At 74.6% G+C, this 11,619-nt stretch carries 9 protein-coding genes; 8 read left to right on the top strand and 1 reads right to left on the bottom strand.

Annotation, left to right across the window (positions count from 1 at the left end):
- Positions 1-2 precede the first annotated feature (2 nt).
- The 5 genes from pyrF (at position 3) to LEL83_RS05315 (ending at position 5,349) form a co-directional block, all read left to right on the top strand.
- Entirely contained in the window at positions 3-887 is an 885-nt protein-coding gene (gene pyrF / locus LEL83_RS05335) for an orotidine-5'-phosphate decarboxylase (RefSeq protein ID WP_308009871.1), read from the top strand.
- The gene (gene gmk, locus LEL83_RS05330; protein ID WP_225558024.1) at positions 884-1,807 is read left to right on the top strand and encodes a guanylate kinase; all 924 of its coding nucleotides are present in this window, start codon (positions 884-886) and stop codon (positions 1,805-1,807) included. Before pyrF ends, gmk begins: the two co-directional genes overlap by 4 nt.
- Positions 1,808-1,877: 70 nt before the next feature.
- Positions 1,878-2,141: a DNA-directed RNA polymerase subunit omega gene (rpoZ, locus tag LEL83_RS05325; RefSeq protein WP_017887186.1), complete on the top strand. Its 264-nt coding sequence runs from the start codon at positions 1,878-1,880 to the stop codon at positions 2,139-2,141.
- Positions 2,142-2,146: 5 nt separating this feature from the next.
- Positions 2,147-3,358: a methionine adenosyltransferase gene (metK, locus tag LEL83_RS05320; protein ID WP_198655969.1), complete on the top strand. Its 1,212-nt coding sequence runs from the start codon at positions 2,147-2,149 to the stop codon at positions 3,356-3,358.
- An 8-nt stretch (positions 3,359-3,366) separates the two neighbouring features.
- Complete coding sequence (locus tag LEL83_RS05315) at positions 3,367-5,349, top strand: primosomal protein N' family DNA-binding protein (protein WP_225558023.1); 1,983 nt, start codon at positions 3,367-3,369, stop codon at positions 5,347-5,349.
- A 115-nt stretch (positions 5,350-5,464) separates the two neighbouring features.
- Here LEL83_RS05315 and LEL83_RS05310 read toward each other — a convergent pair whose 3' ends face one another.
- Entirely contained in the window at positions 5,465-5,920 is a 456-nt protein-coding gene (locus LEL83_RS05310) for a DUF4383 domain-containing protein (protein ID WP_198655967.1), read from the bottom strand.
- 147 nt (positions 5,921-6,067) lie between these two features.
- Between LEL83_RS05310 and LEL83_RS05305 the strand changes: the two genes are divergently transcribed.
- From LEL83_RS05305 to LEL83_RS05295, 3 genes are all read left to right on the top strand, one after another.
- A complete protein-coding gene (locus LEL83_RS05305) occupies positions 6,068-9,037 on the top strand; it encodes a DEAD/DEAH box helicase family protein (protein ID WP_225558022.1) in 2,970 nt (989 codons plus the stop codon).
- 66 nt (positions 9,038-9,103) lie between these two features.
- Positions 9,104-10,039, top strand: coding sequence for a methionyl-tRNA formyltransferase (locus tag LEL83_RS05300; RefSeq protein WP_225558021.1), 936 nt, complete (start codon positions 9,104-9,106; stop codon positions 10,037-10,039).
- Entirely contained in the window at positions 10,036-11,610 is a 1,575-nt protein-coding gene (locus tag LEL83_RS05295; RefSeq protein ID WP_225558020.1) for an RsmB/NOP family class I SAM-dependent RNA methyltransferase, read from the top strand. The genes LEL83_RS05300 and LEL83_RS05295 overlap by 4 nt, the downstream gene beginning before the upstream one ends.
- Positions 11,611-11,619: the final 9 nt, after the last annotated feature.

Below are 11,619 nucleotides of genomic sequence, written 5' to 3'. Positions count from 1 at the left end.
GCGTGGGCACGACCCGGACGGGAGGCCCGACCCCCTTCGGCGACCGTCTCGCCTCCGCGATGCGCGAGCGTTCACCGCTCTGCGTCGGCATCGACCCCCACGCCGCCACCCTGGCGGCGTGGGGGCTCGGCCGCGACGAGCAGGGGTTGACCGCCTTCGGCGCGACCCTGGTCGACGCGGCCGCGGGCCTCGCGGCGATCGTGAAGCCGCAGGTCGCCTTCTTCGAGGCGGCCGGGGTGGCGGGCTACCGTGCGCTCGACGCGACGATCCGTCGGGCACGCGATGCGGGCCTCCTGGTCGTCGCCGACGTGAAGCGGGGCGACATCGGGACGACCGGTGACGACTACGCGCTCGCGTGGCTCGATCGCGACGGCCCGTTCGCGGCGGACGCGATGACGGTGTCGCCGTACCTGGGGTACGGCTCGCTGGCGGGCACGATCGACGTCGCACGGCGGAACGGCGCCGGGGTGTTCGTGCTCGCGGCGACGAGCAACCCCGAGGCCCGGGTGCTGCAGACCGCGGTGCTGGCCGAGGGGCCGCGTACCGGCCGGACGGTCGCTGCCGGTATCGTCGTGGACGTGGCAGACGACAACCGGTCCGTGGGCGATCAGGCCCTGGGCGACGTCGGGCTCGTGCTCGGCGCCACCCTTCACCTCGCCGACTTCGGCATCGACGCGGACGCGATCGGCACCGCGCCGGTGCTGGCGCCGGGCTTCGGTGCCCAGGGCGCCCGCATCGAGGACCTCCGCGCCCTGTACGGCACCCGTGCCGAGCAGGTGCTCGTGAGCGAGTCGCGCGGCCTGCTCGCCGACGGTCCGGACGGCGTCCGGGCATCCGTCGCCGACCGCGCCGACCGGATCCGCGCCGCGCTCGGGGCCGCCGCGTGACCGACGAGCACCAGGACCTGCCCGCGCACCGCGTCCCGCCCGAGGTCGACCGGGTCGCGGCGGCGCAGGCCGCCGTGGCGGCCCGACGCGCCCGGGCCGCGGTGAAGGCCGCGATCGCGTCGGGGGAGCGCTCGGCCCTCGACGTCGCGCGCGCCGCGTGGGACGACTCGCTCGTCGAGACGACCTCGGCCGAGCGGTCGCTCCGGGTCCGTGACCTGCTCGTCAGCCTGCCCGGCATCGGCCCGGCACGCGCCGAGGCGATCATGGGCAGCCTGCGCATCGCGTCGTCGAAGCGCCTCGGCGGACTCGGCAGCCGGCAGCGGACCGCCCTGGCCGACTGGCTCGCCGCACGCGGCCGCAAGCGCGGCAGCTCGAAGCTCGTCGTGCTCGCCGGCCCGACCGCGGTCGGCAAGGGCACGGTCAGCGCGCACATCCGCGAGCAGTACCCGGACGTCAACCTGAGCGTCTCGGCCACCACCCGGAAGCCCCGCCCCGGCGAGGTCGACGGCGTGCACTACTACTTCGTCGACGACGCCGAGTTCGACCGGATGATCCGCGACCGCGAGCTGCTCGAGTGGGCGACCGTGCACAACTCGTACCGCTACGGCACCCCGCGGCCGCCGATCGACCGCGCGCTCGACGCCGGCGAGAAGGTCATGCTCGAGATCGACCTGCAGGGCGCGCGGCAGGTCCGTGACGCCATGCCCGAGGCCGTGCTCGTCTTCCTGCTGCCCCCGACGTGGGAGGAGCTGGTGCGCCGGCTCATCGGCCGCGGCACCGAGTCGGCCGAGGAGCAGGCACGTCGTCTGGAGACCGCGAAGGTCGAACTGGCGGCGCAGGACGAGTTCGACGTGCGGATCGTGAACTCCGATGTCGGCACCGCGGCACGCGAGGTCGTAGACTTGTTCTCTGCGCCCTGACGGGTGCACGCGCGTGCCGGGCTCCCGCCGGGTGCCGCGCCCCCGACATCCGCAGTCGACAGGAGACACCATGGCCAACCCCCAGGGCATCATCGACCCGCCCATCGACGACCTGCTCAGCAAGGTCGAGTCGAAGTACGCGCTGGTCATCTTCGCGTCGAAGCGTGCGCGCCAGATCAACGACTACTACGCCGACCTGCACGAGGGCTCGCTCTTCGACAACGTCGGTCCGCTGGTCGACTCGACGATCGACGACAAGCCGCTGTCCGTCGCGCTCCACGAGATCAACGAGGACAAGCTCACCGTCACCAAGCAGCAGCAGCCCACCGACTGATCCCGGTGACTGCAGCCGCCCTCCGCCTCTTCACGTCCGAGTCGGTGACCGAGGGGCACCCCGACAAGATCTGCGACCAGATCTCGGACAGCATCCTCGACGCACTGCTGACGGTCGACCCGAACGCGCGCGTCGCCGTCGAGACGATGGTCACGACCGGGCTCGTGCACGTCGCCGGTGAGGTCACGACCTCGGGCTACGTCGAGATCCCCAAGCTGGTGCGTGACGTCATCACCGGCATCGGCTACAACTCGTCGGACGTCTCGTTCGACGGCGCCACCTGTGGTGTCGAGGTGTCGATCGGCGCGCAGTCGCCGGACATCGCGCAGGGTGTGGACGAGTCGCTCGACTCCCGCACCGGTGCGGTCGACCCGCTCGACCGCCAGGGCGCCGGTGACCAGGGCATCATGTTCGGGTTCGCGACGAACGAGACGCCCGAGTACATGCCGGTCGCCATCTGGCTCGCGCACCGCCTGGCCGAGCGTCTGGCCGCCGTCCGCAAGTCCGGCGAGCTGCCGTTCCTGCGCCCCGACGGCAAGACCCAGGTCACCGTGGGCTACGACGGCGTCGTGCCGAAGACGGTCGAGACGGTCGTGCTGTCGACGCAGCACTCGCCGAGCGTCTCGCTGGCCGACCTCACCGCGGCGATCACCGAGCACGTCATCCGCCCGGTCCTCGACCTGGTCGACCTCGACTCGTCGCACGTCGACGTCATCGTGAACCCGACCGGCCGCTTCGAGATCGGTGGCCCCCAGGGCGACGCCGGGCTCACCGGCCGCAAGGTCATCGTCGACACCTACGGCGGGGCCTCCCGGCACGGTGGCGGCGCGTTCAGCGGCAAGGACCCGTCGAAGGTCGACCGTTCGGCCGCCTACGCGCTCCGCTGGGTCGCGAAGAACGCCGTGGCCGCCGGGCTCGCCGACCGCCTCGAGGTCCAGGTCGCGTACGCGATCGGCCGCGCGAAGCCCGTCGGGCTCTACGTGGAGACCTTCGGCACCGGTCACGTGGACGACGCCACGATCGAGGCCGCGATCCGCCAGGTGTTCGACCTGCGCCCGGCCGCGATCATCCGCGACCTCGACCTGCTCCGGCCGGTCTACGCGCAGACCGCGACGTACGGCCACTTCGGCCGCGAACTCCCCGGGTTCACCTGGGAGCAGCTCGACCGCGTCGAGGAACTCCGCGCTGCCGCAGGACTCGTCACCGCGACCGTCTGAAGCACCGCGTGACCACCGTCGCGCGCGTCGTCCTCGACTCGCCGCTCCCGCAGTTGGACCGTCTGTTCGACTACCGGGTGCCGGCCGAGATCGAGGACGACTGCGTGGCGGGGGTCCGCGTCAAGGTGCCACTGCGCACTGGAGCCCGGATGTCGGACGGGTACGTGGTCGAGATCGTCACCGAGGGGGAGTACCCCGGCGAGCTCAGTCAGATCGAGGCCGTCCTGTCGCCGGTGCCCGTCCTGGCGCCGGAGATCTGGACCCTCGCACGCGCCGTCGCCGACCGTGCCGCCGGCGTCGCCTCCGACGTCCTGCGCCTGGCCGTCCCGCCCCGACAGGTGCGCGCCGAGAAGGCCTGGCTCGCCCGCGACACCACGTGGTCGCCCCCGCCGGTGACCGCTCCGCCCGTCTCCGGCTACGCCGACGGCGTCCTGGAGGCCCTGGTCGCCGACCACGGACGCGCTGCGGTCGCCGCTGTTCCCCAGCCGGTGGCGCTGGGTGACGCGGACGCGTCGGTCTGGGTCCCCGGGTGGGCCGCCACCCTCGCGCAGACCGCCGCGCACACGGTGGCCGCCGAGCAGTCGGCCGTGATCGCCGTGCCCGACTTCCGTGACGTCACCGACCTCGAGCGGGCCCTGCTCGCCGTGCTGCCCCCGGAACGCGTGGTGCGGTTCGACGCGAAGCAGACGAACGGGCAACGGGCGAAGGCCCTGCTGCAGGCCCGGACCCACGCGGTCGTGGCGATCGGCAACCGCACCGCGGTGTACGCGCCGGCGACGGAGCTCGGGCTGATCGCGATGTGGGACGACGGCGACGCCTCGTTCATCGAGCAGCGGGCGCCGTACGTGCACACGCGTGACGTCGCCCTGGTCCGGGCCGCGCAGTCCGGGGCAGCGCTGCTGTTCGTGTCGCACGCCCGCAGCACCGACGTGCAGCGCCTGGTCGAGCTGCACTGGCTGCAGGACGTCGCGCCCCACCGGGTGAAGGCCCCGAAGGTCATCCCGACCGTGCAGCAGACCGGCGCCGAGGGCTTCGCAGCCCAGGCGCGCATCCCGAGCACCGCCTGGCGTGCCGCGCGCGAGGCGAGCCAGCACGGGCCCGTGCTCGTGCAGGTCGCGAGCCCCGGCTTCGGCACCGGACTGGTCTGCGCCGAGTGCGGGGAGCGGGCGCACTGCCGGGTGTGCGGCGGCCCGCTCGGGACCCCGCACCGCGGAGCGACGCCGCAGTGCCGGTTCTGCGGTGCCCTGGCGGTGGGGTTCCGCTGCCCGACCTGCGGCAACGGCACCGTCAAGCCGGTCGGCCAGGGCGCCCAGCGGACGGCGGACGAACTCGGACGGGCCTTCCCCGGTACCCGGATCGTGGTCGCCGACGGGTCACGCCCGCTGGACGAGGTGCCTGCCAAGCCGTCGGTCGTCGTCGCCACCCGCGGGGCCGAGCCGTCGGTGCCGGGGGGCTACGCGTGCGTGCTGCTGCTCGACGGCGAGAAGATGCTCGCCCGCGAGGGGCTGCGGGTGCAGGAGGACGTCCTGCGCTTCTGGACGAACGCGGCGGCCAAGGCGGCGCCCGGTGCCGAGGTGTACCTGGTCGGGATCGGCGGGCGGCTGGCGTCGGCGATGGCGCTGTGGCGGCTCGACGGCCCGGCCCACGACGAACTCACCGACCGCCGCGAGCTGCACTTCCCGCCCGCGGTCCGGGTCGCCACGATGACCGGCACCGACGAGGCCGTGACCGCGGCGGTCGAGGCGCTGGGCGACGCCGTCGTCGGCCCGGTGCTCGGCCCGGTGCCGGTGGAGGACGACGCCCTGCCGGGTACGGTCCGGGCGATCGTGCGGTTCCCGTACGCGCACGGTGCCGAGGTCGCCGCGACGCTCAAGGCCGAGGTGATCCGGCGCTCGTCCACCCGTCGGGTGATCAAGGGCGGCAACCGGCGGCGGGCTGCTCCGACGCTCCGTGTGCGGTTGGACGACGCCGAGCCGTTCTCCGAGGTCTGACCCGGGGGCGGCCCCGCGATGCCCCCGACGCAGGACGACACCGCCGACGTCGTGCGACGTCGGCGGTGTCGTTCCGGGTCCGACGCGGTGTCGCGTCAGGCCGGTGCGGGGTCCGTCAGGCGCTGACGGGCCGGCGACGCTCGCGCGGCAGCACCACGCCGAGGGCGACCATGCCGATGGCGAGCACCAGGTGCAGCCAGTTGTCGGCGTTGTTCAGCGGCACGAAGTTCGCTCCTGAGCTGTGCCCGGCGGTGAACAGGCCGTAGATCCACAGGACGAAGTAGACGATCCCGCCGATCACCAGGTACATCCGCGAACCCGACGCGCGTGCGGCGGCGAGCAGCCCGACGATGCCGAACAGCAGGTGCACGACGTTGTGCAGCACCGACACCTGGAAGATGCCGAGCAGCATGCCCATCGACTCGTGCCCCGCGCCCGCGAGGTCACCCGTCGTCAGCCCCGGGACGAACCCCGCGATGCCGACGAGCAGGAACACGATGCCGACGACGAGCGTGGCCTTCTGGATGGACGAACCGGCGTAGCGGTTGGTGGACGTGGTGACATCGGACATGGTGCCCTCCCTGATCTGGTGTGGCAGACGGTACGCACCCCGCTCGCAGTCGGTGCGCAGGCCGCGCGCACCGGACACCCGGGCTCGACCGCACGTGGTGCCCGCCGCCGCTCGGGCAGGCCGGACGGGCCGTGGCAGACTCGTGGGGTGACGACGGGGGAACGGGGCGGTCCGCTCAGCGGCTGGCGCCACCAGGGGACACTGCGGCGCTACCAGCAGGACGTGCTCGACCGGGTGCCCGTCGTGCCGGGGGACCCGGTGCACGTCGTCGCGCCGCCCGGCTCCGGCAAGACCCTGCTCGGGCTGCTGCTCGCCGGACGGCACGGCGGCCGCGCGCTCGCCCTCGCGCCCACGGCGACGATCCGGTCCCAGTGGGCGGCGTCGGCGGCCGCCCTCGGCACCGACGACGGCGGCCCGGCCGTCACCGTGTCCGAGGACCCGGAGCACCCCGGCGACCTGACCGCGCTGACCTACCAGATGCTCTCGGTCCTCGAGACGGGCAAGCCCCTCACCGAGCTCGCCCGCGCCGACTGGCAGCGCGAACTCGTCGAGGGCGGCCGCGACGAGGACGGTGCGTCGGCGTGGCTCGTCGAGCTCGAGGCCGCGAACCGGACCGCGTACCGGAAGGGCATCGCCCGGCGTTCCCGAGCGGTCCGACGTCGACTCGCCCGCGAGGACCCCGCGCTCCTCGAGACCGCACTGCACCCGAACGCCCGAGCCCTCGTCGACCGGCTCGTCGCCCACGGCGTCGAGACCATCGTGCTCGACGAGTGCCACCACCTGCTCGACCACTGGGCGCTCGTGGTCGCGTACCTCGCCGGACGCATCCGCCAGAGCGGCCGAGAGCCCCTGCTCATCGGGCTCACCGCGACCCTGCCGTCCACCGAGGACCGGGACGCGCACGACAACTACACCGCGCTGCTCGGCGACGTCGACCACGAGGTCCCGACGCCGGCCGTGGTGAAGGAGGGCAACCTCGCCCCGTACCGCGACCACGTCTGGTTCGTCGAACCCACGGACGAGGAGCGCACGTTCCTCCGCGACCACCAGGACCGGCTCGCGGCCCTCGTGAGCACGACCTTCGACGACCCGGACGGGGTCGACTGGCTCGTGCACACCCTGCAGCCGCCGGTCGACGACCCGGACGGCGACCGCGACCGTCCGAGCGGGACGGCGTCCGAGGCCCGGCTCGCCCGCGCCTTCGACGCCGACTTCGCCGTCGCGGAGTCCGCCGCGCGCATGCTCGCCGAGGTCCGTCCCGACCACCCCGTCCTCGCCCTCGTGCACCCGGGTGCCCGGACGGCCCCGGACGCCGAGCAACGACTCCGGATCCTCGCCCGGTACGCCCTCGACCGGGTGCTGCCCGATCCCGGACGAGCCGAGCAGTGGCACCGCATCAAGCGGTCCATCGTCGACTTCGGCTTCACCCTGACCGACCGCGGGGTCCGGCGCGGCCGGGACCCGGTCGACACCGTGCTCGCCTCGTCCGCGGCGAAGGACACCGCCGTCGGCGAGATCCTGCGGCTCGAGCTCGAGCAGGACAGCGCCGACCACCTGCGGGCCGTCGTCGTGACCGACCACGCCACCCACGGGAACGCCCGCGGCACCGGTGCGCGCAGTGGCGGGGCCCTCCGCACCTTCGCCACCGTCGCCGCGGACCCGACCCTCGCCGGTCTGCACCCGGTCCTCGTCACCGCGAAGCACCTGCGGATCGCCGCCCGCGACGCCGACGTCCTGCTGCCCGCGCTCCGCCGACACCTCGACGCCGACCTCACCGTCGCCCCGGTGGAGGGCGCACCGGACGTCCTGGCGGTCGACACCGCCGGCGCCGGGTCGGCCGCGGTCATCGCCGCCGTCTCGGTCCTGCTGACCGACGCCACGACCCGTCTCGTCGTGGGGACCCGCGGCCTCCTCGGCGAGGGCTGGGACTGCCCGGCCGCGAACACCCTGATCGACCTCACGGCCGTCGCGACCTCGTCCGCCACCCAGCAGCTCCGCGGCCGGACGCTCCGCCTCGACCCCGCCTGGCCGCGCAAGGTGGCGCACAACTGGACGATCACGACGGTCCTCCCCGCCGACGTCCCCCTGCTCGCGGCCCCGGACGTCAGCCGGATGCACCGCAAGCACGAACAGATCTGGGGACTCCTGCGCGAGGACGACACCCAGGTCGTCCGCGGCACCGGGACCGCCCTCACCGACCGCCACGCCCTGCGCCTCGCCGCACTCGTGGCGAAGGACCGGCGGCAGACGGTGCGGGCGCTCGACGACGACCTCGCCGCGATCCTGCCGCCGCGCGAGCAGACCCACGCAGCCTGGCGCATCGGTGAGCCCTACGCCGACCGCGAGAGCACCGCGGCCGTCCTGCACGAACCCGACGCCGCCCCCTTCACCACCGGACCGACCGCAGCCGCCGTGATGGCCGCCGTGCTCGCGCTCGTACTGGCCGTCGTCGGACAGTCGCTGCGCGTCCTCGTGGAGCTCTGGCGGGCCGGAGCGATCGCCGGCGTGGTCGGCACCGCCGCCGTGGTGGTGGCCGCGATCGTGGTCGCCTGGCCGGTCGCGCGCCAGCTCGGCACCGCGCTCCGGCAACGGATCGACACCGCCGGAGGGCACCGGGGCGCCGTCCGGGCCGTGGTGGACGGCTTGCACCGCGCCGGCCGCATCCCCGCGTACGGCGAGGGCGACATCCGCGTCACCCCGCACACGGCGGGTCGGGTGACGCTGTCGTTCACCCTCGAGGCCGTCGGGGGCAGCGTCGAGGACCGCCGCACGGTCACGCACGCGCTCGCGGAGCTGTTCGGACCGGTCCGGACGCCGCGGTTCCTGCTCGAGACCGGGCGCGCGTCACCGGCGCGCCTCCGACGGGCGCCGCTGCTCGCGCTCGCCCTGTGGATCGCGCGCGGACTCACCCGGGGCGGCCGTTCCCTGGCGGTGCCGACCGGCATCGGCCGGCGGCGCGAGGACGCCGAGGCCTTCGCCGCCGACTGGGAGCGTTCGGTCGGACCCTGCCGGCTCCACGAGATCGACTCACCGGGGTCGCTCGTCCTGCTGCTCCGCGCACGACGCGAATCCGGTGCGACACGGACTCCGCCGTCGCTGCGCGACCAGTGGTCCTGACGACGGCCCGTGCCGACCGAGCGTGACCGTGCCGGTCGGCCCGGCGCTCGTGGGAGGATCGAACCCATGCGTCTCGTCGTCGCCGGCAGCCCCGCTGCGGCCGTCCCCACCCTCCGCCGTCTGGCGGCGTCCGACCACGAGATCGCCGCGGTCCTGACGCGGCCGGCGACGCCCCAGGGACGGAAGCGTGTCCTGACGCCCACCCCGGTGGCCGTCGTCGCCGAGGAGCTCGGGCTGCCGGTGATCGAGGCGAGCCGGGTCGACGACGCCGTCACCGCCCGGATCGCGGAGCTCGACGTCGACCTCGGTGTGATCGTCGCGTACGGCGCCCTGCTCCGCCGCCCGGCGCTCGACGCCCCGCGGCACGGTTGGGTCAACCTGCACTTCTCCGACCTGCCGGCGTACCGCGGCGCCGCTCCGGTGCAGCGCGCCGTGATGGCGGGTGACACCCGTACCGCCGCGACGGTGTTCCAGCTCGTCGAGGCGCTCGACGCCGGACCGGTGTACGCGGCCGACCCGTTCGTCATCGACCCGGAGGCGACGGCGGGCGAGGTCCTCGCCGCGATGGCCGAGACCGGTGCCGAGACGGTGGCCCGCGTGGTCGACGACATCGCGGCCGGCACCGCCGTCGCGACGGACCAGTCCGGTGCGCCGAGCCTCGCACCGAAGCTGACCATCGACGACGGCCGCATCGACTTCGCAGCGCCCGTCGCCGCCGTCCACGCGCACCTGCGCGGGGTCACTCCAGAGCCCGGTGCGTTCGCCCACCTGGGCGAGACCCGCGTGAAGCTGCTCCGCAGCACCCGCCTGTCGGGAGGCGCGGGGGACCCCGCCCCGCAGCTCGCGCCCGGCGCGCTCGCACTCCACGGCGGTCGGCTGCTGGTCGGGACCGCCGACACCCCGCTGGTGCTGCTCGAGGTGCAGCCCGCGGGCAAGAAGGCGATGGACGCCGCCGCCTGGGCCCGTGGCCTCGGTGCACTGGACGGGAAGGTCCTCGCATGAGCCAGCCGACGAAGCACCAGGGGGCCCGCCGCGGCCCCCGTCCGGCGAACGCCCGTCGCGTCGCCTTCGACGTCCTCCGCGCCGTGCAGGTCGACGACGCCTACGCGAACCTGCTGCTGCCGACGCGCATCCGCCGCGCCGGCCTCTCCGCCCGCGATGCCGGGTTCGCGACCGAGCTCACCTACGGGTCGATCCGGATGCTCGGTCGCTACGACGTCGTCATCGCGCTCGCGTCCGGCCGTCGGGCGGAGAACATCGAGGCCGACGTGCTCGACGTCCTGCGCCTCGGCGCCCACCAGCTGCTGGCCATGCGGACGCCGACGCACGCCGCGGTCGACGCCACGGTGGAACTCGCACGCGAGGTCGGTGCCCGCCGGGCGACGGGCTTCGTGAACGCCGTGATGCGGAAGATCGCCGCCCGGACCGACGACGAGTGGGACGCCCTGATCACCGAGGGGCGCGGCGGCGACGCCCTGCTCGCCACGCGGTGGTCGCACCCGACCTGGGTCGTCTCGGCACTGCGCGACGCCCTGGCCGCCGAGCGCTCCCGCGACGAGCTCGCGGCCCTGCTCGCGGCCGACAACGCCGCGCCGCGGGTGCAGCTCGCGGCGCTGCCCGGACTCGCCACCGACGAGGACGTCGCCGCCGCCACCTCGCGCACCGAGCCGGACGCCGACGGCGCCGACGACGCCGCGTTCGTGGACGCGACCGGCGCGGGCGACGCACCGGCGGCCCTGGTGGCGGCCGACGACGAACCGGAGGCTGACGGGGCGACCGGGACCGTGCCTCCCGTCCGGACCGTCGACCCGGTGCCGGAGGCCGACGCGTCACCGGTGTCGCCCGTCGGGATCCGGGGCATCTCCGGCGACCCGGCCCGCGTGCCGGGCGTCGCCGCTGGTCGCCTGCGCGTGCAGGACGAGGGGTCGCAGCTCGCCGCGCTGGCGCTCAGCCGGTCGTCCGCGGTGCGCGCGGGGGAGCGGTGGCTCGACATGTGCGCCGGCCCCGGCGGCAAGGCGGCGCTGCTCGCGGCCGAGGCCCAGCAGGGCGGCGCGACCCTCGTCGCGAACGAACTCGTGCCGGCGCGTGCCGGCCTCGTGCGGAACGCGCTCGAGGTGTTCGGCGACCACGTCCGCGTCGTCGAGGGCGACGCCCGGCGGTACGGGCGCGACGGCACCGGACTGACCTTCGACCGCATCCTGCTCGACGCACCCTGCACCGGACTCGGCGCCCTGCGGCGTCGGCCGGAGGCGCGCTGGCGGAAGGTTCCGGAGGACGTCCAGGAGCTCGCAGCCCTGCAGACCGAACTGCTCGACGCGGCCGTCCGGGTGCTGGCACCCGGTGGGACGCTCGCCTACGTGACCTGCTCGCCGCACCTGGCCGAGACCCGGGGGCAGGTCGACGCGCTCATGCGGCGGCACGGCGACCTGCTCGAACAGCTCGACACCGCGTCGATCGTCCGGGGCGTCGCCGCGCGCGACCCGCGGGTGGCGGACGGCGACACCGTGCAGCTCTGGCCGCACCGGGTGGGGACGGACGCCATGTTCATCGCGCTGTTCCGCCGCGTCGACTGACCAGCCCGC

Origin of the sequence: Curtobacterium oceanosedimentum (genome assembly GCF_020297365.1) — a bacterium.
Lineage (GTDB): Bacteria > Actinomycetota > Actinomycetes > Actinomycetales > Microbacteriaceae > Curtobacterium.
The sequence above is the reverse complement of the archived record's forward strand: the minus strand, read 5'-3'. Positions and strand labels throughout refer to the sequence as shown.

Coding starts and splice junctions, on each gene's coding strand:
- rpoZ (WP_017887186.1), top strand. CDS start 1,878: ATGGCCAACCCCCAGGGCATCATCGACCCGCCCATCGACGACCTGCTC.
- LEL83_RS05310 (WP_198655967.1), bottom strand. CDS start 5,920: ATGTCCGATGTCACCACGTCCACCAACCGCTACGCCGGTTCGTCCATC.
- LEL83_RS05300 (WP_225558021.1), top strand. CDS start 9,104: ATGCGTCTCGTCGTCGCCGGCAGCCCCGCTGCGGCCGTCCCCACCCTC.
- LEL83_RS05295 (WP_225558020.1), top strand. CDS start 10,036: ATGAGCCAGCCGACGAAGCACCAGGGGGCCCGCCGCGGCCCCCGTCCG.